This is a genomic window from Alteromonas ulvae (genome assembly GCF_048987005.1).
Lineage (GTDB): Bacteria > Pseudomonadota > Gammaproteobacteria > Enterobacterales > Alteromonadaceae > Alteromonas.
The window spans coordinates 2,952,857-2,973,509 of sequence record NZ_CP185261.1 but is presented as its reverse complement, the minus strand read 5'-3'; the positions used below and the strand labels follow the sequence as shown (position 1 = coordinate 2,973,509).

At 44.5% G+C, this 20,653-nt stretch carries 14 protein-coding genes; 9 read left to right on the top strand and 5 right to left on the bottom strand.

Annotated features, from left to right (window positions below):
• Positions 1-78: 78 nt before the first annotated feature.
• The 5 genes from clpP to ACOJR9_RS13010 all read left to right on the top strand — a co-directional run bounded on the left by clpP (position 79) and on the right by ACOJR9_RS13010 (position 7,538).
• Complete coding sequence (gene clpP, locus ACOJR9_RS13030; protein WP_071980133.1) at positions 79-708, top strand: ATP-dependent Clp endopeptidase proteolytic subunit ClpP; 630 nt, start codon at positions 79-81, stop codon at positions 706-708.
• A gap of 74 nt (positions 709-782) precedes the next feature.
• The gene (gene clpX / locus ACOJR9_RS13025) at positions 783-2,057 is read left to right on the top strand and encodes an ATP-dependent protease ATP-binding subunit ClpX (protein ID WP_420933379.1); all 1,275 of its coding nucleotides are present in this window, start codon (positions 783-785) and stop codon (positions 2,055-2,057) included.
• A 386-nt stretch (positions 2,058-2,443) separates the two neighbouring features.
• Positions 2,444-4,798 carry an endopeptidase La gene (lon, locus tag ACOJR9_RS13020; RefSeq protein WP_420933378.1) on the top strand — a complete coding sequence of 785 codons (2,355 nt, stop codon included), beginning with the start codon at positions 2,444-2,446 and terminating at the stop codon, positions 4,796-4,798.
• 303 nt (positions 4,799-5,101) lie between these two features.
• Positions 5,102-5,374, top strand: coding sequence for a nucleoid-associated protein HU-beta (gene hupB / locus ACOJR9_RS13015; protein ID WP_012518978.1), 273 nt, complete (start codon positions 5,102-5,104; stop codon positions 5,372-5,374).
• A gap of 271 nt (positions 5,375-5,645) precedes the next feature.
• On the top strand, positions 5,646-7,538 hold the full coding sequence (locus ACOJR9_RS13010; protein WP_420933377.1) for a SurA N-terminal domain-containing protein: 1,893 nt from the start codon (positions 5,646-5,648) through the stop codon (positions 7,536-7,538).
• 261 nt (positions 7,539-7,799) lie between these two features.
• Here the strand turns inward: ACOJR9_RS13010 and ACOJR9_RS13005 are convergent, their stop codons facing one another.
• The 4 genes from ACOJR9_RS13005 to ACOJR9_RS12990 all read right to left on the bottom strand — a co-directional run bounded on the left by ACOJR9_RS13005 (position 7,800) and on the right by ACOJR9_RS12990 (position 15,245).
• The gene (locus ACOJR9_RS13005) at positions 7,800-10,316 is read right to left on the bottom strand and encodes an excinuclease ABC subunit A (protein ID WP_420933376.1); all 2,517 of its coding nucleotides are present in this window, start codon (positions 10,314-10,316) and stop codon (positions 7,800-7,802) included.
• Between the two features lie 101 nt (positions 10,317-10,417).
• The gene (gene katG / locus ACOJR9_RS13000; protein WP_420933375.1) at positions 10,418-12,667 is read right to left on the bottom strand and encodes a catalase/peroxidase HPI; all 2,250 of its coding nucleotides are present in this window, start codon (positions 12,665-12,667) and stop codon (positions 10,418-10,420) included.
• Positions 12,668-13,139: 472 nt separating this feature from the next.
• On the bottom strand, positions 13,140-13,310 hold the full coding sequence (locus tag ACOJR9_RS12995) for a hypothetical protein (RefSeq protein ID WP_420933374.1): 171 nt from the start codon (positions 13,308-13,310) through the stop codon (positions 13,140-13,142).
• Between the two features lie 216 nt (positions 13,311-13,526).
• Positions 13,527-15,245 carry a GNAT family N-acyltransferase gene (locus tag ACOJR9_RS12990; protein ID WP_420933373.1) on the bottom strand — a complete coding sequence of 573 codons (1,719 nt, stop codon included), beginning with the start codon at positions 15,243-15,245 and terminating at the stop codon, positions 13,527-13,529.
• Positions 15,246-15,437: 192 nt separating this feature from the next.
• Between ACOJR9_RS12990 and ACOJR9_RS12985 the strand changes: the two genes are divergently transcribed.
• From ACOJR9_RS12985 to ACOJR9_RS12975, 3 genes are read left to right on the top strand one after another with little or no spacing between them, the layout of a single operon-like run.
• A complete protein-coding gene (locus ACOJR9_RS12985; RefSeq protein ID WP_420933372.1) occupies positions 15,438-16,259 on the top strand; it encodes an SDR family oxidoreductase in 822 nt (273 codons plus the stop codon).
• A gap of 59 nt (positions 16,260-16,318) precedes the next feature.
• The gene (locus ACOJR9_RS12980) at positions 16,319-17,416 is read left to right on the top strand and encodes a phosphotransferase family protein (protein WP_420933371.1); all 1,098 of its coding nucleotides are present in this window, start codon (positions 16,319-16,321) and stop codon (positions 17,414-17,416) included.
• Positions 17,416-18,168, top strand: coding sequence for an SDR family oxidoreductase (locus tag ACOJR9_RS12975; protein WP_420933370.1), 753 nt, complete (start codon positions 17,416-17,418; stop codon positions 18,166-18,168). The genes ACOJR9_RS12980 and ACOJR9_RS12975 overlap by 1 nt, the downstream gene beginning before the upstream one ends.
• A gap of 249 nt (positions 18,169-18,417) precedes the next feature.
• Here the strand turns inward: ACOJR9_RS12975 and rpsT are convergent, their stop codons facing one another.
• Positions 18,418-18,681 (bottom strand): 30S ribosomal protein S20, encoded by a 264-nt coding sequence (gene rpsT, locus ACOJR9_RS12970; protein WP_420933369.1) that lies wholly within the window; start codon positions 18,679-18,681, stop codon positions 18,418-18,420.
• Positions 18,682-19,018: 337 nt separating this feature from the next.
• Between rpsT and murJ the strand changes: the two genes are divergently transcribed.
• Positions 19,019-20,578 (top strand): murein biosynthesis integral membrane protein MurJ, encoded by a 1,560-nt coding sequence (gene murJ / locus ACOJR9_RS12965; RefSeq protein ID WP_420933368.1) that lies wholly within the window; start codon positions 19,019-19,021, stop codon positions 20,576-20,578.
• Positions 20,579-20,653: the final 75 nt, after the last annotated feature.

Genomic DNA, 20,653 nt, shown 5'->3' with positions numbered 1-20,653 from the left:
ATTACTTGTCGGCAACTGCTTAAATGCTCGGAATCTTCCGAGCATTTTTGTTTTTAACGCTAGATAATAAAGGTAGTTATGACTAACACTCCGTTTGACCCTATGAATGCACTTGTTCCAATGGTTGTAGAGCAAACCTCTAAAGGTGAGCGCTCTTACGACATTTATTCTCGCCTGTTAAAAGAAAACGTTATTTTTTTAGTGGGGCAAGTTGAAGATCACATGGCCAACCTTATCGTTGCGCAGATGCTGTTCTTAGAAGCGGAAAATCCAGAGAAAGACATTTTCCTTTACATCAATTCTCCTGGTGGTTCAGTTTCAGCGGGTATGGCAATTTACGATACAATGAACTTTATTAAGCCTGATGTAAGTACAGTTTGTATGGGCCAAGCGGCTAGCATGGGTGCATTCTTGCTGTCAGCTGGGGCCAAAGGCAAGCGATACTGCTTACCTAATTCTCGAGTGATGATTCATCAACCTCTTGGTGGATTCCAAGGCCAAGCGTCAGACTTTGAGATACATGCGAAAGAAATTCTGTACATAAAAGAAAAACTAAATCGCCTGATGGCTGAACATACAGGCCAAGACTACGAAAAAGTGGCAAAAGACACTGATCGTGATAACTTCTTAAATGCATCTGATGCAAAAGAATATGGATTAGTTGACCAAGTATTAGCAAACCGGTCTGACGTTGCTGCAACGAAGTAGTATAGTAATAGTAAATCTGAGCCAAAATACCGTATTGTGTAAAGTGCGGCTCAGGCAAGGCAGAGGCAAAAGTAATGAGTGATAAGCAAAGCGGTGACGGTGATAACAAGCTACTGTACTGCTCATTTTGTGGCAAAAGCCAGCACGAAGTGAGAAAGTTAATAGCAGGCCCGTCCGTATTCATTTGCGACGAGTGTGTTGAGTTATGTAACGATATCATTCGCGAAGAAATTAAGGAAATTGCGCCTAAGCAAAAGCAGGATGCGTTACCTAAACCCGCCGAGATCCATGAGCACCTCAACGATTATGTAATAGGGCAAGAGCATGCTAAGAAAGTGCTTGCTGTAGCGGTTTACAATCACTACAAACGTTTGCGCAACGGTGACGTGCACGATGGAGTGGAGCTTGGGAAGAGTAATATTCTTCTTATCGGTCCAACAGGAAGCGGTAAAACGCTTCTTGCTGAGACGCTCGCGCGATTACTAGACGTTCCATTTACGATGGCGGATGCCACAACGCTTACTGAAGCGGGTTATGTGGGGGAAGACGTTGAAAATATAATTCAGAAGCTTTTACAAAAATGCGACTACGATGTAGAGAAAGCCCAGCGTGGTATTGTGTACATCGATGAAATCGACAAAATCTCGCGTAAGTCTGACAATCCGTCAATTACACGAGATGTTTCCGGTGAAGGTGTACAGCAGGCGTTGTTGAAGCTTATCGAAGGCACAGTAGCTTCTGTTCCCCCACAAGGCGGAAGAAAGCACCCTCAACAAGAGTTTTTGCAGGTAGATACATCAAAAATCTTATTTATCTGTGGTGGTGCGTTTGCAGGACTTGACAAAGTCATTGAGCAACGCGCTCAGAAAGACACGGGAATAGGTTTTGGTGCTACGGTTAAGTCTAAAGGGAATGGCAAGCAAATAAGTGAACTGTTTAAGCAAGTTGAACCGGAAGATTTGGTGAAATATGGATTAATCCCAGAATTTATCGGTCGCTTACCTGTTGTAACTAGCTTAGAAGAGCTAAACGAAGAAGCACTTATTCAAATTCTTCGCGAGCCAAAGAATGCGATAACTAAGCAATACGGTGCGCTTTTCTCAATGGAAGATGTTGAGTTAGAGTTCCGCGACGATGCCTTAAACGCCATTGCTAAAAAGGCCATGGAGCGTAAAACTGGTGCTCGAGGGCTTCGGTCTATTGTAGAGGCAGTGCTGCTAGAGACAATGTACGATCTTCCGTCTAACGAAGATGTGAGTAAAGTGGTGATAGATGAAACCGTTATACGCGGCGAGTCTAAGCCCATTTTGATTTACGACAGTAATGAGAAAAAAGCAGCATCTGAATAATAACTAATTTGTTGAAAAAAGCCCTTCGGGGCTTTTTTTGTGTCTAGCATGCTTCTCCACTTTTACACGCATTACGTTCTCCATTCGACGTAAAGTCTATTAAGCTGCTTGTTATTTAACCTAACGGTACATTGAAGGCTATCCTTTGATAGAGATTAGCCCTTTTGCTATTGCCTTAAATGTAAAAATCGATAATGGTATTCTTGTGAGCTTTTGTTAACTGTGACGCAATGTAATCGATAATAGCTATTTAACGTATTAATGTTGTTCCAAGTAAAGGCAGAAGCAAGGGACAGTAAGGAATTAAGGCACTTTAATAAGTTTTGATTGAACTTTGCTCTTACATCCCCATATAAACCGACAATGTAATTAAATTGAGAACGAGTATGACAGTTGAGCGTGAAAATCGCATTGAAATTCCTGTGCTTGCCCTGCGGGACGTGGTCGTATACCCGCATATGGTCATACCCCTTTTTGTAGGGCGTGAAAAATCTATCCGTTGCTTGGAAGCGGCGATGGAAAACGACAAACAAATTTTCTTGGTAGCACAAAAAGATGCTGGTGTTGATGAGCCAGACGCTGACGATATCTACACAGTAGGTACCATAGCGACAATCCTTCAGCTTCTTAAATTACCCGATGGAACCGTGAAAGTGTTAGTCGAAGGTAGTGTTCGTGGTCAAATTGAAAGCTACAAACAAGCGGACCCTTTTTTTGTTGCTACTGTTGACCAAATGAACGATGAAGGCATTGAAGAGAGCGAGCAGGATGTACTTATTCGTTCAGCGGTCTCTCAGTTTGAGGGCTATGTAAAGCTGAATAAAAAGATCCCGCCTGAGGTACTGACTTCACTAAATGGTATCGAAGATGCTGCTCGCCTTGCGGACACTATGGCGGCTCACATGCCACTAAAGCTGTCGGAAAAGCAAAAAGTATTAGAGATGCAAAGTGTCAATGAGCGCCTTGAATATTTGATGGCGCTGATGGAAGGCGAAATTGATTTATTGCAGGTAGAAAAGAAAATTCGTACCCGCGTTAAAAAGCAGATGGAAAAGAGCCAGCGCGAGTATTACTTGAATGAGCAAATGAAAGCCATTCAAAAAGAGCTAGGTGAGCTTGATGATGCGCCCGATGAATTTGAGGCGCTGGCGAAAAAAATTGCTGATGCCAAAATGCCAAAAGAGGCGGAAGATAAAGCGAAGTCAGAGCTTCAAAAACTGAAGATGATGTCGCCCATGTCTGCAGAGGCTACCGTGCTTCGCAGCTACATTGAGTGGTTAACCAACGTTCCATGGAACAAGCGTTCTCCAGTGAAAAGAGATCTGGCGAAAGCGGAAGAAGTTCTTAATGAAGATCATTACGGTCTTGAGAAGGTCAAAGAGCGCATTCTTGAGTATCTAGCCGTGCAGCAGCGAGTGAAGAAACTGAAAGGGCCTATCCTATGCCTAGTGGGTCCACCAGGGGTAGGTAAAACATCACTGGGGCAGTCTGTAGCTAAAGCGACTGGAAGAAAGTATGTGCGTATGGCATTAGGTGGTGTAAGAGACGAGGCCGAAATTCGAGGGCATCGTCGAACTTACATCGGCTCTTTGCCAGGCAAACTAGTGCAAAAGATGGCGAAAGTTGGGGTAAAAAACCCGCTATTTTTGCTTGATGAAATCGACAAAATCTCATCTGACATGCGTGGCGACCCGGCATCAGCCCTGTTAGAAGTGCTCGATCCAGAACAGAACAACAGTTTCAGCGATCACTATTTAGAAGTGGATTACGATCTCTCTGATGTGATGTTTGTTGCTACATCAAACAGTATGAATATTCCGGGTCCGTTACTGGATCGCATGGAAGTGATACGGCTGTCTGGCTATACCGAGGATGAAAAGCTCAACATTGCTAAAAACCACTTAATTGGTAAGCAAATGGAGCGCAATGGTTTAAAAGTTAAAGAGCTTGAAATTACCGACTCTGCGGTTATTGGCATGATTCGCTATTACACGAGAGAAGCGGGGGTTCGTAGCTTAGAACGCGAAATTTCAAGGGTTTGTCGCAAAGCGGTAAAAGACATTCTTCTTAAGAAGAGCAAAGGCAAGGTGTCGGTCACGCAAGATAATTTAAAGGATTATTTGGGCGTGCAGCGGTTTGATTACGGTAAAGCTGATAAAGACAACCAGATTGGGCAAGTCACTGGTTTGGCGTGGACCCAAGTTGGTGGCGATTTACTCACTATCGAGACAACGTCGGTACCAGGCAAGGGAAAAATGACTTCTACGGGCTCTCTGGGTGATGTTATGCAAGAGTCTATCAAGGCTGCCATGACGGTAGTACGAAGCCGTGCAGAAAAACTTCGTATTAACGAAGATTTCTATGAAAAGCGCGATATACACGTACATGTTCCCGAGGGCGCTACACCCAAAGATGGTCCGAGTGCGGGTATTGCTATGTGTACCGCGCTGGTTTCATCGCTAACGGGTAACCCGGTGAAGTGCGAAGTTGCCATGACAGGCGAGATAACCTTACGCGGCGAAGTACTTGCTATAGGCGGACTTAAAGAGAAGCTACTAGCTGCTCACCGAGGCGGCATCAAGACGGTAATTATTCCAAAAGATAATGAGCGTGATTTGGAAGAAATTCCGGACAACGTGAAAAAAGATTTGGCGATCCACCCAGTAAAATGGATTGATGACGTCCTCGACATTGCACTTCAGGAGCCAGTGGAAAGTTTTAAGGTAGAAAGGAAATCGTAAATAGTAATGGCTACAATGCTTAATTTTAAAGGGTTGTAGCCATTTTCTTGTACTTTTTGATTAAAAAATGTACGTAAAATTAAAGAATTGCCGATTTTTTCAAAATTAGGGCTTTCAAGACCGAAAAGTTGTGTTACCTTAAAATGGTTATCGCTTAAAGCCTTGCCACAAAAGGGATTGCAGCGGTTAATTTAAAAGTTAATTAATTGTGACAGATGCTTGATGTTAACAATCAAGCTTGTTATAACGTTCAAACCAATTTTTGAACAAACAGTATAATAACAATTGAAGGGGATCAAAATAGTGAACAAGTCTCAACTTATCGACCAAATTGCTGCTGGTGCAGATATTTCTAAAGCAGCTGCTGGGCGCGCACTTGACGCATTCACTGACTCAGTAACTGCGGCGCTCAAAGATGGCGACCAAGTAGCACTAGTGGGCTTTGGCACTTTCTCAGTTCGCGAACGTTCAGCTCGCAGTGGCCGTAACCCACAAACTGGTGAGACTATTCAGATTTCAGCTGCGAAAGTACCCTCTTTCAAAGCCGGTAAAGCTCTGAAAGACGCTTGTAACTAAGTCAAAAAATATAGAAAAAGGCGATGGCTAGTCCATCGCCTTTTTTATTTGTATACAACATAATTGATAACCTCGCCGTTAATAGCGTTTACCTTGGAGTAAGCTCGATAATAAAGTCTTTGGAACACACACATTAGTGTGTTTTAGGTTGTTTATCTTCATCGGCATTAGGTTATAATCATCGCTTGTTTTACCAATGGCACTTTTTCTCTCGTTTTGTGGAAAGGGTGAGTTAGGTATCAGTAGTAAGCAACGGAGTTGAAGAATAATCATGCTAGAAAGAATCAGAGAAGGTTCTCAAGGCCCATGGGCGATGGCAATCATTGCGCTAATCGTTTTGAGTTTCGTATTTGCTGGTGTAGGAAGTTATCTTACATCACCAGGCTCGTCTGCAGTGGCGACAGTGAATGGCGAGGAGATCTCGGCCCAAGAACTAGAGCGTGCATACCAAAACCAGCGCGCACGTATGGAGTCACAGTTTGGCGAGAGCGTCGCAGAGCTGTTTTCAAGCGAAGAATATCTGGCAAATTTTAGACGCAGCGCACTAGACCGATTAATATCAGAGAAGCTCATACAGCAGCAAGCAACCGATATTGGTTTGCGTGTTAGCGATGAGCAAATTCGTGAAGCCATAGTGCAAATGTCAGAGTTTCAGTTTGGTGGTCAATTTGATAACGAACGTTTCCAAACTATTCTTCGTCAAAATGGTTTTACTCCGACAGAATTTCGTAACTTTCTACGCATTCAGATGACCCAAAATCAACTTGCTGCTGCACTTACTACTTCAGCATTTGCACTAGACAGCGAGGTTGAAGAAGCCAATATGCTTCAACGTCAAACTCGCGACGCAAAATACGCAGTTGTCAGTGCTGCTAGTTTTGCTGATTCGGTAGAAATTACTGAAGCAGACATCGAGACGTTTTATAACAATAATATTGCGTCTTTTGATACCGAGGAAAAAGTGAAGCTTGCTTATGTAAAACTAAGTGTAGAAGACCTTAAAGGTAGAGTTTCGGTGGACGATGATGCTGTTCGTACTTACTACGATGCGAATTTACCTAGTTACGGTAAAGAAGAAGAGCGTCGCGTTTCTCATATTCTGATTGAATCAGGTGATGATGTTGATGCTGCAAGAGCGGAAATAGAAGGACTCAAAGCGCAGCTTGATGGTGGCGCTGACTTTGCCGCACTGGCGTCAGAAAACTCAGATGATACTTTTTCTGCTGAAAATGGCGGTGATTTAGACTTTATCACGCCCGAAATGATGGACGCTGAATTTGATGAAGCGGCATTTGCATTAGAAAACGTCGGTGACGTGTCTGATATTGTTGAAACCGATTTTGGCTTTCACATTATTAAACTAACTGACCTCAAGGAAGCGCAAACTAAATCATTTGAAGAAGTGGCGAGTGACATACGCGATTCCCTACTTTATGACAAAGCAATGGAAAAGTATTTTGAGCTACAAAATACACTGGCAGAGATTGCGTTTGAAGTTCCTGATACGCTAGAAGATGCGGCGAATGCAGTGAATCTTCCAGTAAAAGAAACAGCCTTGTTCAGCCGCAGCACTGTGCCAGAAGAGTTGAATTTTCCTGCGCTGTTAGAAGACGCTTTTTCTACTGAACTCGTTGAAGAGCGCCTTAACAGCGACATTATTGAGCTAGATGATGAAAATATTGTTGTTGTTCGCGTTGTTGAGCATGAACCTCAACGCACTCAGGCACTTGATGAAGTGCGCGACAGTATTACTGAATCTGTAAAATCAACTAAGGCAAGGGAAGCAGCACAAGCGTGGGCTTTAGATGTTGCTGTGCAAGTAAGAGCTGGTGAAGATGTATCCGATCTTTTATCCCAAAAATCTGCTAGTTGGGAAATGGCGAACGGTGTACCAAGGAACGGCGGTACGTTGGCTGCCGCACTAGTTGAGACATTGTTCACTCTTGCTCCTGAAGGTGAGAAGAGAGTCGATGTTGCAACAACAGTTAATGGCGATGTGGCGGTAGTTCAGCTAGAGGGTGTTAATGCGGCACCGGTACTGGAAGCGGAATTAGGGAATAGTCTTAAAGAGCGTCTTGGTCAGATAAAAGGGCAGCGTTTGTACGAGCAGTACATAGAAGCGCTGCGCTCTGAAGCTGACGTTACGATAGCAGAAAGCGTATAAAGCGCACAAAGCGTATAAAAACAAGTTTAATTAAAAGGGGCACTACTAAACAGTGCTCCTTTTTTAATGGTCTCGTCTGGCGATACGCGTCTAGAGCGCATTTATTTTGTTCAGGTTGAGTATATTCAAATGCTGCTCTCACGTTTAAATAAAATGTGGTTAATACCTCTACAAACCTCTATTTGAAATGATTGTCTTAAAAAGGGCGCTAAAAAAACGCTGCTTCTACACCCAGACCTTAAAACATTGGCCTTACAGGGATTACTTTAAAAACGGAGCAGTTTTGCTCACGGAGTTTTTAGCCACGTCTGCAGGCGCTCCCTGTGCTACAACCGTGCCCCCTTTATGGCCTGCACCTGGCCCGATATCAATCACATAGTCACTCGCTGATGCTACTTGCATATTGTGCTCTACTATTATTACGCTACTGCCTTCATCGACTAATGCATTTAAGTGTTTCATTAACAAACTGATATCCGCAGGGTGAAGGCCCGTAGTAGGCTCATCAAGCACATAAAGTGTATTCTGTTTTTCAGCGCGCTTTAGTTCGGTAGCGAGTTTAATTCTTTGTGCTTCTCCGCCTGACAACTCTGTCGCAGGCTGGCCAAGGCGCAAATAGCCAAGTCCCACTTTTTGAAGTGCATCAAGAGCGCGGTAAACGGGTGGCTCGTTAGCAAATACGGAATGGGCTTCAGACACAGTAAGCGACAATACATCTGATATCGATAAATCATTCCAGGTAACGGCAAGGGTGTCTTCGTTGTACCGTTTTGTATCGCACACTGGGCAAGGCGAATAGACGCTGGGCATAAACAGCAGTTCTACCGACACAAAGCCTACGCCCTCACAATTTTCACAACGCCCCTTTGTGGTATTAAAGGAAAAGCGTCCCGCGTCATAGCGACGCTTTTTCGCGAGCTCAGTCGCTGCAAATAGTTTTCTAACGTGGTCAAAAAGGCCGGTATAGGTTGCTAGATTGGAACGCGGCGTTCGGCCTATTGGCGCCTGATTAACCACAACTAACCGTTTAATCTGCGCTATACCATTAGTTATCGTTCCTTGAACAGGCGTTTTCTCGTTACCGCTTAATAGTGCTGCTTCACTCAGGTCTTCACCTGCTGGCGTACTTTGCGATTTGTCAGCGCCAATAGCTTGCTTAACCAGTTCAACCAATGCGTGGCTAACTAGGCTCGACTTTCCAGAGCCCGACACGCCAGTTACTGTGGTCATAGTGCCAAGAGGAAAGTCACAGTGAAAGTCGTTCAGATTGTTTTTATTTATATTTGCTAGCGAAAGCCATCCCGTGGGTTTTCTATTGTAGTGAGGCAGCGCGAGAGAGTCATTAAACAAAAAGCGAGAGGTTATAGAGTCTGGTGTATCTTTAAGCATTTCAGCTGGGCCGCTGAATAGGAGTTCTCCGCCATTAACTCCTGCATGTGGGCCAATATCCACTACCCAATCTGCATGCTGTATAACGCGTAAGTTATGTTCTACAACAAAAACCGTATTTCCCGCCTCTACCAATTCATTAAAAGCACTAAGTAGTGCATCCACGTCATGTGGATGCAACCCGGAAGAGGGCTCATCCATGATGTAAACTACACCAAACAATGTAGATTTAATTTGAGTTGCCAACCTCAAGCGCTGCAGTTCACCACCAGAGATGGTAGTTGTACTGCGCTCTAACGAGAGGTAGCCAAGGCCAAGAGATATTATAGGCGTAATACGGGCGATAATATCGCTGGCTAAATTACGGATCACCATGGCGCGTTCGTTACTTTGACTATCTACCTTGTTCATTAAGGTGGTTAAATGAGTCACTACATCGCTAAGGGATAAACGAGAAAACTCGATGATATCCAGGTTGCAAATTGTTACGGAAAGGGATGAAGCTTTCAGTTTTTTGCCCTCGCAACCGGGACATATAGACACATCTAAATATTCTGCAATGCGCTGTTTGATTTTTTCTTTCTGGGTAGATTTAAACGTATCAAGCACATAGCGTCTAGCACCAACAAATTTTCCTTTGTAGCTGGCAGGTTCACCCTCTGCGAATGCTTTACGTGTCTGCGCTAAGTTGTAGTGCCGATATACTGGCACTTGAGGTGTTTCATCGGTGAATAAAATCCACTCTTGGCTTTTCACGGGCAAATCCGTCCATGGAACATCTACGTCAATATCAAGTGATAGCAATACTCTGACTAAGTTTTTGCCCTGCCATGCCCCAGGCCACGCTGCAATAGCGCCTTCTCTAATTGTCAGACTAGGGTCGGGCACGAGCTTTTCTTGCGTAACATCAAATATGTTACCTATCCCGTGACATGTTTCACAGGCACCTTCTACAGTATTCGGTGAGAAAGCATTAGCATAAACAATGCTTTGCCCTTGAGGATATTCTCCCGCCCGCGAATACAGCATGCGCAGGGTATTAGAAATAGTGGTAATACTGCCTACCGATGAGCGTATTGACGGGGCGCCTCGCTGCTGATGCAGTCCCACCGCTGGAGGTAAACCTTCAATACTGTCTACATCGGGAGTCTCAACTTGGTCTATCAATCGGCGTGCATAAGGAGATACTGAATCTAAGTAGCGATGCTGGGCTTCGGCGAAAAGAGTACCGAAAGCGAGAGAGGACTTGCCCGAGCCAGAAATTCCAGTGAATGCCACAATTTTATCTCTTGGAATATCCACATCGAGGTTTTTTAAATTGTGAACGCGAGAGCCTCGCACCCGCACCTGACTACGATCGAGTTTTGCCATGGTGTTATGTTGTTTCATCCTTGTTCATAAAATGTGTTTTTGAAAAATGAAAAAAGCCCAGCATGAAGAGCTAGGCTTACATTCTATAAAGACGGGTATCCCTAACGAATACGCGCTACTTAATTGCGGTATAAATCGTTCTGCAGTTCAAAGCGGTCTAGCGTCATCACTTTGTGCCATGCTTTTACGAAGGCATTGACAAACTTCTCATGTCCTGTAGACGCACCATATACATCGCATACCGCTCTAAGCTGCAAGTTAGAGCCAAAGACAAGGTCGCACCGCGTTGCCGACCACTTTTTCTCACCCGAGGTCACATCGGTGCCTTCAAACAACTCATTGTCGTCGGTCACTGGCTTCCACTTAGTGTTGATATCAAGCAAGTTGACAAAAAAGTCGTTGGTTAACACTCCCGGTGTTTGCGTAAACACACCGTGTTTAGCACCGTCGTAATTGGTGTCTAGCACACGTAATCCACCTACTAACGCGGTGAGTTCAGGCGCCGATAAATCAAGCAGATGAGCTCTGTCGATTAACATGCGTTCAGTATCTGCACCATACTTGCCCTTTACATAGTTTCGAAAGCCATCGGCATGCGGCTCAAGCACCGAAATGTTGTGCTCGTCGGTGTGCTCTTGCGTAGCGTCCATGCGGCCAGGTTCAAACGGTACGGTAACGTCAATGCCTGCTTCTTGTGCTGCTTTTTCTATTGCGGCACTACCTGCTAATACCACAAGGTCGGCAATAGAAACGCGTTTGCTTGTTTGCGCATCGTTAAAGGTTTTTTGTATCTCTTTGAGCGACTCAAGCACGCTTTTAAGTTGGGGAGGGTTATTGACTTCCCAGTTAATCATTGGCTCAAGCTGAATTCGAGCACCATTGGCTCCGCCACGCAAATCCGTTTTTCTAAACGTTGAAGCAGAGGCCCATGCAGTACTTACCAGTGCAGAAATACTGTGGTCAGTTGCAAGAATACTGGCTTTAAGGGCAATAATGTCTACGTCGCCAATGAGTTCATGGTCGCACTTTGGAATAGGATCTTGCCAAATTAAGCTTTCGTCTGGCACATCTGGGCCAAGTAATCGGTTTTTAGGCCCCATATCTCTATGAATCAATTTGTACCATGCCTTGGCGAACGCCTCGTCGAGAAGCTCAGGTTGCTCAACAAATTTTTCGCATATTTTTAGATAAGCAGGGTCTTTGATAAGGGCAATATCTGTAGTCATCATCATGGGTGGATGACGAAGTCCCTCCACGTGTGCGTCAGGAATAAGATCCGCTGCTTCTCCGTTTGTGGGCCGCCATGACTTGCCGCCAGCTGGACTCTCGGTTTGTTCCCATTCAAACTTAAACAGGTTTTTAAGGTATTCGTGGTCCCAGCGGGTGGGGTTTGATGTCCATGCTCCCTCGATACCATTTGTGGTGGTGTATTGCGCATTGCCCGAGCCATTGCTGTTTAACCAGCCTAGGCCTTGGTTTTCAATAGGTGCTCCGCTTGGCTCTGGGCCTAAATGAGATTTGTCCGAGCCGCCGTGGCTTTTACCAAACGCGTGACCGCCTGCGATAAGGGCGACGGTCTCTTCGTCGTTCATGCCCATTCTTCCAAAGGTAATGCGAATTTCTTGCGCTGAAGAAATTGGGTCCATATTGCCAAATGGGCCTTCTGGATGAACATAAATAAGCGATTGACGAGACGCGGCAAGCGGATTCTCTAGGTCGTAGTCTTCTGTACCAGGCTCACCGGTCCAACGCTTGTCTTGAGTAGCCATTTCAGTTTCTGGGCCCCAATAGGTGGCGTCGTCTGCCTCCCAGCAGTCAATGCGTCCGCCACCAAAGCCAAAGGTTTTGAAACCCATCTGCTCTAGCGCAAGATTGCCCGTTAGCATGATCAAATCGGCCCACGAGATGTTGTCACCGTACTTCAACTTAATAGGCTGTAATAGGCGTATCGACTTATCGATGTTGCCGTTGTCCTCCCAAGAGTAAAGAGGAGCAAAGCGCTGTAGCCCCTGCGCCGACCCTCCGCGACCGTCAAACACGCGGTATGAACCAGCAGAGTGCCACGCCATTCTAATCATCTGAGGGCCATAGTTACCGTAATCCGCCGGCCAGAAATCTTGCGATGTTGTTAGCAGCTCCAGAATATCCTTTTTTACCGCGTCTAAATCAAGAGAAGCGAACGCAGCGGGATAATCAAAATCTTCACCTAGCGGGTTTGCTGATGGAGATTGGCTGTGCAGAAGTTCGATGGGTAGCTGACCCGGCCACCAATCAGCATTCATTGGAGGGGTGCCTATCGCACCGCCAATACGTTTACTTTCGATGGCTTCGTAACCACCGGCGATGGGACATTTCATTTTATCAGACATTCAATAGTTCCTTTTATATTGCGCTCCTCGGGGTAGCCTCAACACGTGGTTGGGTTTTACACTAATCGCTTTGTGTTACAGGCTCATTTTTAGTCGGTACTGCGCCTCAATTCATTGGATTGATTAAAAGACTCCACGAAAGAACAATGTGTTAATTAACTTTTATTTATAATGATGGTTACGCGTTGCTGGCAGCAAAGTTCACAACAATGTAATTATCAAAATAGAGGTCGGGTAATTCATGTTTGCTATCATTTTAAAAAGAGAAAAGGCGAATGAAGTGAAAAGGTAAGAAAATGATGAGATAACACGATAGAACGGCAAAGCATTGCGAGTTCTTAGGTGTTCTGGTACGGGAAGTGAATTTATCCCATTTCATTCGCTATTGAGCGGTTTTTCTGCAGATACAGTGGGCGTGTAAAGGTATCAAAAACCATCAAAGGGCTGCACAGTGGGCGCTTTTACATAACCGTTAATGGGTTAAAAATATCATCGCGGTATAAAACAATGCGATAACGCCACTCAGCACAAGAATATAAAGAAAGCCTTGCTTGCCTTGCTCTAGAGAATATTTATTTGCCTGCAGGTAGCCGAACCACAGCAGCGAAAGAATAAGTGGAATAAGTACAATTATTTTTATCATATCGGGCCTTAAGCTTAGCACTTCACATTACTAAAGATTACTACACGCATTGTTATATCAATGTATGGTATTAAATGCCAACGGCCTAACGGATATTTCATTCTCGACTCGGGCGCATTAAGCTTTGCTGTAAACATGAACAGCAAGAATCAACCGTTAATATCAATACGCCCTAACAACGTACCTCAATGCTTAAGATATGTTATTAATCTGTATTCAAGCCGTCGCTTTTAGCGCATCGTGGCATAAATAGCGTCTGCGTTTTTTTTCAGTAATTGCCAATGCGTCAACCACCACAAGACCATCAATACAGTCGTTAAAATCTGGGTCAACATTAAACCCTAAAAAGGCGACACCATCGGCTTTCGCTATCTCTGAATATTGCTTATACAGCGTGGGTACATTTACGCCCATATTCGCGAGTAGGTGCTTAAGTATGGTGAATTCGGCTTTGTAATCGTCGCCGGTGAACAGATGCAAAGGCTCTCTTGCGGGGCTAAAGGGGTGTTTACAGGTAGCATTGCCAAATTTAGCGGGAAAGTATGTTGAATAGAACTGCACTAAGAGATCTTTAGCGGTATCAGGATAGGCATTGCTTAATGACACTGCCCCGAACAAATAGCGGTACTTTGGGTAACGACTAAGAAAAACGCCAATACCGAACCACAGATACTCTAGGCTTCGCTTTCCCCAGTATCGAGGTTGAATAAAACTGCGACCTAACTCTAAGCCTTGCTCAAATAAAGCCTCATTATTTTCACCGTAATCAAACAGCGTAGCAGAATACAATCCCGTTGGATGACCTTTTTCGCTGAGCACTTTGGCGTCACCAAAACGATAGGCACCCACAATCTCTAAGTCGCGCTCATCCCACAGCACTAGGTGATAGTAGTGCGAATCGTATTGGTCTATGTCTCGTCGTTTATTAGTACCTTCTCCAACCGCTCTAAATGCTATTTCTCTAAGGCGGCCTATCTCACGCATAATGGGAGAGCAATGCGTATGTTGATAAAGATACATCGACTTTCCATCGGCGGTTTGCCCCAAATGCTCACAGGCGCGAACAGCGCGAGAGAGTTCTTTTCTGTCCTCAGGCATCGCAATAGCGGTTTGGGTTTCAAACACGCCCTTTTTGTTATTGCCTATGCGGTAAAGATGTCGTTTAAACAACTTCACTTTGTCTTTGAGTGCTAGGGTGGGCTGTTGATAAGACTCAAACGCAATGAGTTCCCCAACGCGGATAGGCAAATGTTTCCGCCGCTGCTTAAACATTTCTTTGACGAGTAGCGCAGTGGCCAATGGCTTGTAAATCATAGATACGCCATAAAAAATCGGGCTGTTTTTAGCATCAATATACACAGGAAGAATAGGGGCTTTAACATGACGGGCAATGCGCAAAAATCCCGAGTGCCAGCGGGTGTCGCGAACCCCTTGTGGTCTGAGTCTGGAGACCTCTCCGGCGGGAAAAATTAATACTGCACCTTCCTGTGATAGATGATGGTGAATGGCTGACAAATGCTGCTTTGGAGTTCCGCCTTCCATATTGTTTACAGGTAGCAACATGCTGTGCAGCGGTTCAATGGCCATAAGCATTTCATTTGCGACGACTTTTAAATCGTGTCGAACTTCACTCACGAGTTTAATTAATGCAAGTGCATCGAGAGAGCCAATAGGGTGATTTGCAATTATCACCACACGACCTTCACTAGGAATTCGTTCTTTCTCAATGTCTCTCGCAGAATAGCTGACGTTAAAATACGCCAGTACTTGCTCAACAAAATCAATATCACTGTAATGCGGGTACGTGTCGCCAAACGCTTGAATTTCTTTTTCATGTAAAAGATGGCTTAGCGCGAAAGACAGCGATTTGAATAACAGAGGATTATTCGCAACCTGAGGGTAATGTTTGTTTAAAACGTCGTTGACAGTGAACATAGCTACTCTCGTTTTTTTGCAAACACTAGCAACCTAATGTGACGTTTTTGACATACTTTTTTGTCACTTATTTTACAGTGATTATTTAATGTGTATGTGTTTGGTTAGATCGTAATTTTTGTATCCACTAGTAAAAAAGGTACACTAAGTGCTTCATATTCGGTAAAAATAACAACAAAGAGTAGAACTATTATGCGTATTGTCATCACCGGTGGAGCAACAGGGCTGGGCAAAGCACTTGCCATTAAGTGGGCTGAAAAGCATAAAGGAATAAAAATTTGTATTGCCGACATCAATCATGCTCGCGGTAATGAAACCGTTGAGGCATTGACCTCAATAGGAGCCGACGCCTTTTACGTGACTTGCGATATCACATCCGAAACGAATGTGAATGAACTTGCCAGCACCATAAGTGCGAAATGGCAGGGAATCGACTATGTATTTAATAACGCAGGTGTTGCCACCGGCGGCAGCTTGCTGGACGAAACGCCAGAGCAATGGCAATGGGTATTTGATGTCAATATGTTAGGCATGGTGCGGGTGAGTAGGGCACTATTGCCGATAATGCAAACCCAGGGGCACGGTTACTTCGTAAATATTGCCTCTCAAGCCGGCATAACGCCTATCCCCTATATGGGCAGTTATAACGCCATGAAAGCGGCGGTGGTGGCCTTCTCTGAAACAATGAAGTTAGAACTCGCGCCAGATAACATTGGGGTGAGTGTGGTTTGCCCTAGTTTTTTCAAAACTAATCTTGATGAGTCCATGCGAAGTGCCAACCCCGCATCACATAAAATGCTTAATAAACTTTTCGCCAAGGCCGACATGAGCAAAGAGGATGTAGCACAAAGTATTTACCAGCAAGTAAACGCTAAGCAGTTTCTTATTTTGACGCACAAAGAAGGTAAGCGCGCCTTTTTGTTGAAAAAGCTGTTGTCATCGAAGCGTTATTTAACAATGATGCTGTCGCAAACAAAGACAATGAAGCAAGTGATGGAAAAGCGAGACAGCTAACCCCTTTTTTTCACAACACGAGAACGGCAAAGTATTAACTTGTGTAAAGCGGAGAAAGAATGAACCAAGGCGTTGTAGATAAAGCACAGCAAGTGCGAAGTGGTGAAGAGCTAAGCGCAGAAGCGGTAAATAATTGGCTCAAAGATAATCTCGATGACACCATGAAAGCCCGGTGTAATGGCTGTGAAACTAAGCCTACCGTAACTCAGTACGCAGGTGGAGCATCTAACTGGACGTACTGCTTAGATTACCCCAATACATCGATGATTTTGCGAAGAGGGCCGGCGGGCACAAAAGCAAAAGGTGCCCACGATATGGGGCGAGAGTATAAACTTCAGCGTGCGCTAAAACCGGTTTATCGCTATGTGCCAACCATGTATGCCTACTGCGAAGATGAATCAATTATTGGTGCCGATTTTTACCTGATGGAAAAGTTTACGGGCATTATACCGCGCAAAAATCTACCTCGAGATTTGAACACAACAAAAGCACAAACGGCTCAGCTGTGCACCAATGTACTCGATAGCTTAATTGAGCTGCATAAAGTAGACCATGATAAAGCCGGTTTATCTCACTTAGGTAAAGGAAAGGGCTATATTGAGCGACAAATTAGCGGCTGGAGTGCGCGCTACAGCAAAGCGAAAACGTGGAATGTACCCTCAGGTAAAAAGGTAATGCATTGGCTTGAAAGACACATGCCTGATAAGGAGCGTATATGTATTACCCACAACGATTTCCGCTTCGACAATGTTGTACTTAACCCAAATAATTACACTGACATCATTGGGGTGCTTGATTGGGAACTAGCAACCCTTGGAGATCCGCTTATGGATTTGGGTAATTCACTAGCTTATTGGGTTGATGCCGATGATGCCTTTTTAGCCCAATCTACTCGTCGTCAGCCCACACATTTAGAGGGTATGTTTACCCGCAAGCAAGTTGTCGCCTACTACTGCGAGAAGATGGATATTGACGTAGAAGACTTCACGTTTTACGAAGTGTATGGGCTTTTCCGTTTAGCGGGGATCGCTCAGCAAATTTATTATCGTTATCATCACGGACAAACAAATAACCCTGCGTTTAAGCGTTTTTGGGTATTTATCCACTACTTACTGTGGCGCTGCAATAAGGCCATAAAAGCATCAGGAAAAAAATAATGACTATAAGAGAAAATATTCTGATCACTGGGGCAAGCTCTGGTCTTGGAAAAGGGATGGCCATTGAGTTTGCTAAACAAGGGCGCAACTTAGCACTGTGTGCCAGGCGCTATGAAAACCTTGAAATGCTAAAAGCAGAGTTGCTCGAACTTAACCCAGATATCAATGTGGTTATTCGTTCTTTAGACGTTAATGATCACGACGCGGTGTTTGAGGTTTTTGATGCGTTTAAACAAGATTTAGGACGCCTTGACAGAGTGATTGTTAATGCCGGTATGGGCAAGGGAGCATCTGTAGGAACGGGCTATTTTCACGCGAATAAACAAACTGCTACCACCAATTTTGTGTCAGCGTTAGCACAATGCGAAGCGGCGATGACCATATTTAGAGCGCAGAACAGCGGTCACCTAGTGACTATATCTTCAATTAGCGCGGTGAGAGGGTTTAGGCGTGCCATGACCGTTTATGCGGCCACTAAAGCCGGCCTTACCTCATTGTCTGAAGGAATACGCATGGATGTGATGAATACGCCTATTAAAGTCACCTGTATTCATCCAGGCTTTATTCGCAGTGAAATCAATGAAAAAGTAGAGAAAGTCCCCTTTATCGTTGATACCGATGTGGGTTGTCGCGCAATGGTTAAGGCAATCGAAAAAGAGAAGGCTAATGCTTTCGTACCACGCTGGCCCTGGTCGTTACTGCATTGGGTAATGCGTGTTGCACCAGCAAGTACAATACGAAAAATGAGTTAATTGCATAGGTTCCTGAAAACGCAACGGGGGCACGCTTCTTAAAAGCTTTTTGAAAAGGTGTGCGTTTGTGAGAGGTATACTCTTTAAAAAGTTCACAGATGATTCAGCGCAAATCGCAATAGTCGAGCAGTGACGTTGCTGACATCATGTTTAAACGTAATTAAACACCTATGCAACTCAATATGTCGGTATACAAGAAAGACATAAAAAAAGCGCCCTGAGGCGCTTTTTAATTGCTAACCGTAAAGATTAACCTAGTGCGTTGATTTGTGCAGCTAGGCGACTCTTGTGACGAGCAGCTTTATTTTTGTGAATCAAGCCTTTAGTAGCCATTCTGTCAAGTACTGGAGTAGCAGCAGATAATGCAGCTTGTGCACCTTCTTTATCGCCTTTAGCGATTGCAGCAACTACTTTTTTGATGCTTGTACGAGTCATTGAACGACGGCTAGCGTTGTGCTGACGACGCTTTTCGGCTTGGATTGCACGTTTCTTAGCAGACTTAATGTTAGCCAAGGTGTAACTCCCAAATAAATTCATGTCAAAAACGAGGGTGCGGATTGTGCCTACTAATCGCTAAATTGTCAAACGATTTAACGACGTAAATCGATGACTATTTTGAAAGCACAATCTATTGAACACAGGCCCTATTAAAAACAATAGATGTGCTCAACACGTTGCGCATTCATCGCGAAAGAAATGCCTAAACATTGCATCCCATAACGGGCGCGGATTATAGCAACAAAACACGTAGAAATGCACAACTATTTTGAATAAATCATTTCACCGGTTAGCGCCTTTGGTTATCATGATTAATTCACACTCCCTTCGTTTAGTCTATTGGAAAGCACACGTGTCACGGAAGTTAATCAAATCAGGCTTAATAGTCAGTGTAATGACCCTAGTTTCACGGGTTTTAGGTCTCGTGCGAGACATAGTTGTTGCTAGACTAATGGGCGATGGGGCCGCCGCCGATGTGTTTTTCTTTGCCAATAAAATTCCTAATTTTCTACGACGGCTTTTTGCTGAGGGTGCGTTTGCCCAAGCGTTTATCCCTGTGCTCACGGAAGTACATAGCAATGATGATAGAAAAGAATTACGGGAGTTTGTCGCTAAAATAAGCGGAACTTTAGGGGGAATAGTTTTCATCGTCTCTATTGTTGGAATGATTGCATCGCCGATACTTGCAGCACTATTTGGCACCGGCTGGTTTGTTGCCTGGTTACAAGGGGATGAAGCAGGGGGTAAATTTGAACTTGCCTCAACCATGCTCAAAATCACCTTTCCATACCTAGCCTTCATTTCGTTAACAGGGTTGTCTGGCGCCATTTTAAATACATTAAATAAATTTGCTGTTGCGGCGTTTACTCCCGTTTTGCTGAATGTATGCATTATCGCCTGTGCTATATACCTGTCGCCCAGTATGTCCCAACCCGCCTTTGCTCTTGCGTGGGGGGTATTTATTGGTGGCATAGTACAGTTTCTTTTTCAACTGCCGTTTATATTCAGAGCGGGCCTATTGGTAAAACCCAAATGGGGCTGGCACGACGCGAATGTGGTGAAAGTACGCACCTTGATGATCCCCGCATTATTCGGCGTCTCGGTTGGCCAAATTAACCTATTGTTCGACACGTTTATTGCCAGTTTTTTAGTGACCGGTTCTATTAGCTGGTTATACTATTCCGACAGGTTACTCGAGTTCCCACTGGGTTTATTCGGAATTGCTATAGCCACCGTTATTCTGCCCACGCTTTCTCGAAATCACGTCACCAATAACCCAAAAGCATTCGCCGCGAATATTGATTGGGCGTTTCGAATGGTGTGTTTGCTAGGTATACCCGCCGCGGTAGGCCTGGGCACCATGGCACGCCCTATACTCACCGTCATTTTTCAACGGGGAGCCTTTACTGCCGAAACCGCTATTATGGCCTCATATTCACTAACCGCTTATTCTTTTGGCTTAATCAGCTTTATGTTGGTGAAGGTGCTGGCGCCGGGGTTTTATTCCCGCCAAGATACAAAAACGCCCGTTAGGTTTGGCATTTGGTGCATGATTGCCAATATGGTGTTTAACCTCATTTTTGCCATTCCATTTGGGTATGTTGGATTAGCTATTGCAACGAGTATGTCAGCCACACTGAATGCAGCGCTGCTGTATATCACGTTGCGAAAGCAAGGCGTGTTCGAGTTAAGCAGAACGTCGCTACTGTTTATTGCCCGTGTTGTGATAGCAAGTACCGTTATGGGAGTGTTAATTTATTATCGCGACCGTGGACTCGCTTTCTTCGACCTGGCGCTTTCACAGCAAATGACAGAAGTGGGACTAACCATTTTGTTATCCGTTGGTGGCTTCCTTACTACCATGGTGCTTTTGGGAATGAGACCTCGGCATTTTCGAAGTGGTGGCGAATGAATAGCGAGTATAAGGGCAAGAATCGTGAAAATTGAGCCCGTCGGTATGGGAATTTACCTGATTGCTGGAACGCGT

Coding starts and splice junctions, on each gene's coding strand:
- clpP (WP_071980133.1), top strand. CDS start 79: ATGACTAACACTCCGTTTGACCCTATGAATGCACTTGTTCCAATGGTT.
- clpX (WP_420933379.1), top strand. CDS start 783: ATGAGTGATAAGCAAAGCGGTGACGGTGATAACAAGCTACTGTACTGC.
- lon (WP_420933378.1), top strand. CDS start 2,444: ATGACAGTTGAGCGTGAAAATCGCATTGAAATTCCTGTGCTTGCCCTG.
- ACOJR9_RS13010 (WP_420933377.1), top strand. CDS start 5,646: ATGCTAGAAAGAATCAGAGAAGGTTCTCAAGGCCCATGGGCGATGGCA.
- ACOJR9_RS13005 (WP_420933376.1), bottom strand. CDS start 10,316: ATGAAACAACATAACACCATGGCAAAACTCGATCGTAGTCAGGTGCGG.
- katG (WP_420933375.1), bottom strand. CDS start 12,667: ATGTCTGATAAAATGAAATGTCCCATCGCCGGTGGTTACGAAGCCATC.
- ACOJR9_RS12995 (WP_420933374.1), bottom strand. CDS start 13,310: ATGATAAAAATAATTGTACTTATTCCACTTATTCTTTCGCTGCTGTGG.
- ACOJR9_RS12990 (WP_420933373.1), bottom strand. CDS start 15,245: ATGTTCACTGTCAACGACGTTTTAAACAAACATTACCCTCAGGTTGCG.
- ACOJR9_RS12985 (WP_420933372.1), top strand. CDS start 15,438: ATGCGTATTGTCATCACCGGTGGAGCAACAGGGCTGGGCAAAGCACTT.
- ACOJR9_RS12980 (WP_420933371.1), top strand. CDS start 16,319: ATGAACCAAGGCGTTGTAGATAAAGCACAGCAAGTGCGAAGTGGTGAA.
- ACOJR9_RS12975 (WP_420933370.1), top strand. CDS start 17,416: ATGACTATAAGAGAAAATATTCTGATCACTGGGGCAAGCTCTGGTCTT.